Origin of the sequence: Melaminivora alkalimesophila (assembly GCF_000282995.1) — a bacterium.
Classification (GTDB): domain Bacteria; phylum Pseudomonadota; class Gammaproteobacteria; order Burkholderiales; family Burkholderiaceae_C; genus Melaminivora; species Melaminivora alkalimesophila.
Map to the genome: position 1 here is coordinate 1 of NZ_ALEE01000704.1, position 1,332 is coordinate 1,332.

The following is a 1,332-nucleotide window of genomic DNA, read 5'->3' on the forward strand; positions in this document are numbered from 1 at the left end:
CTCGATGCTGCCGTTCGTGCTGCAGCGCGTCGGGCTGGATCCGGCCAGTGCCTCCGCCCCGCTGGTGGCGACGCTGGTGGACGTGCTGGGCCTGGTGATCTATTTCTCCGTGGCGGCGCTGGTGCTGAGCGGCACCCTGCTGTAGGGCAAAGGCGGGTCAGTAGCGCGGCACGGTCGGGTCCCGCTCGAGCGACCAGGCGTCGATGCCGCCGCTGATGTTCGCCAGCTCCTCGAAGCCGCTCTGCGCGAGAAAGGCCGCCACGCGCAGGCTGCGGGCCCCGTGGTGGCACAGGCAGGCCGTGGGGCGCGCCGGATCGAGTTCCTGCACGCGCGTGGGCAGCTGCCCCATGGGGATCGCCACGAGCTCGAAGCCGTCGGGGCGCACGCGTGCCACCTCCAGCTCCCAGGGCTCGCGCACGTCCAGCAGCAACGGTCGGTCGGCGGCGTGGCGCGCCAGCCAGTCCGGCAGCTGCGCGGGGCGGATGTGCTCGATCATGGCCCGCCTGTCGCGGTGGGGGTGGCGCGCGCGGGCGCCATCAGAAGCGGAACGGGGAGGGCTCGGGGAAATTGCGCAGGCGCGGCACGACCACGTCCCAGGGCTGGGAAGTCTCGAAGCCGTTGCCCACCTTGCGCATGACGGTCATGCGCATCATCGGCTCCACGCCGACGATCGCACCCAGGCGCCCACCGTCGCGCAGCAGGGCCAGCAGGCGCTGGGGCACCTCGGCCACCGAGCCGCTGAGGACCACCACGTCGAAGGGTCCGTCGGGAATCAGATCGAGCGCGCCATCGGCCTGGCGCACGTCGACGTTCTGCACGCCGGCGCCCCGCAGGTTCTCGCGCGCGAACTCCACCAGGCCCGGCACGATCTCGAGCGTCACCACGTGCTCGGCGAGATGGCCCAGCAATGCCGCCATGTGGCCCGAACCGGCGCCGATCTCCAGGACCTTGTCGGTCGGGCGCAGTTCCAGGTCCTGCAGCATGCGCGCTTCCACGCGCGGTGCGAGCATGACCTGCCCCAGCCGGGTGGCTTCCTCCACCGGCTCGGTCAGGGGCAGTTCCACGTCGGCGAAGGCCATGCCCTGGCAGCCGGGCGGCACGAACTGCTCCCGGTGGACGGCGGCAAGCGCGTCCAACACCCCCCGGTCAAGCACGTTCCAGGGACGGATCTGCTGCTCGATCATGTTGTAGCGCGCATGCGCGATGGGGTCTTGCACATTGGCAAGGGTGTTCAGGGGCAGGTTCATGAAGCACTCCGAAGGCGAAACCGGCAGGATCGACAAAGCCCCCGATTCTAGGCGGTGCCGGCGCCTGCCGGCTGCAGGGCCTGCC

General features: G+C 70.9%; 3 protein-coding genes. 1 reads left to right on the forward strand and 2 read right to left on the reverse strand.

The window, feature by feature from the left end; translation table 11 throughout:
• Positions 1–4: 4 nt before the first annotated feature.
• Positions 5–145: a magnesium transporter gene (locus tag A612_RS16655; protein ID WP_241209560.1), complete on the forward strand. Its 141-nt coding sequence runs from the start codon at positions 5–7 to the stop codon at positions 143–145.
• Between the two features lie 12 nt (positions 146–157).
• On the opposite strand, the gene A612_RS13705 is transcribed toward A612_RS16655, so the two are convergent.
• Positions 158–496 (reverse strand): rhodanese-like domain-containing protein, encoded by a 339-nt coding sequence (locus tag A612_RS13705; RefSeq protein ID WP_019375031.1) that lies wholly within the window; start codon positions 494–496, stop codon positions 158–160.
• Positions 497–536: 40 nt separating this feature from the next.
• Positions 537–1,247: a protein-L-isoaspartate O-methyltransferase family protein gene (locus A612_RS13710; RefSeq protein ID WP_040436968.1), complete on the reverse strand. Its 711-nt coding sequence runs from the start codon at positions 1,245–1,247 to the stop codon at positions 537–539.
• Positions 1,248–1,332 lie beyond the last annotated feature (85 nt).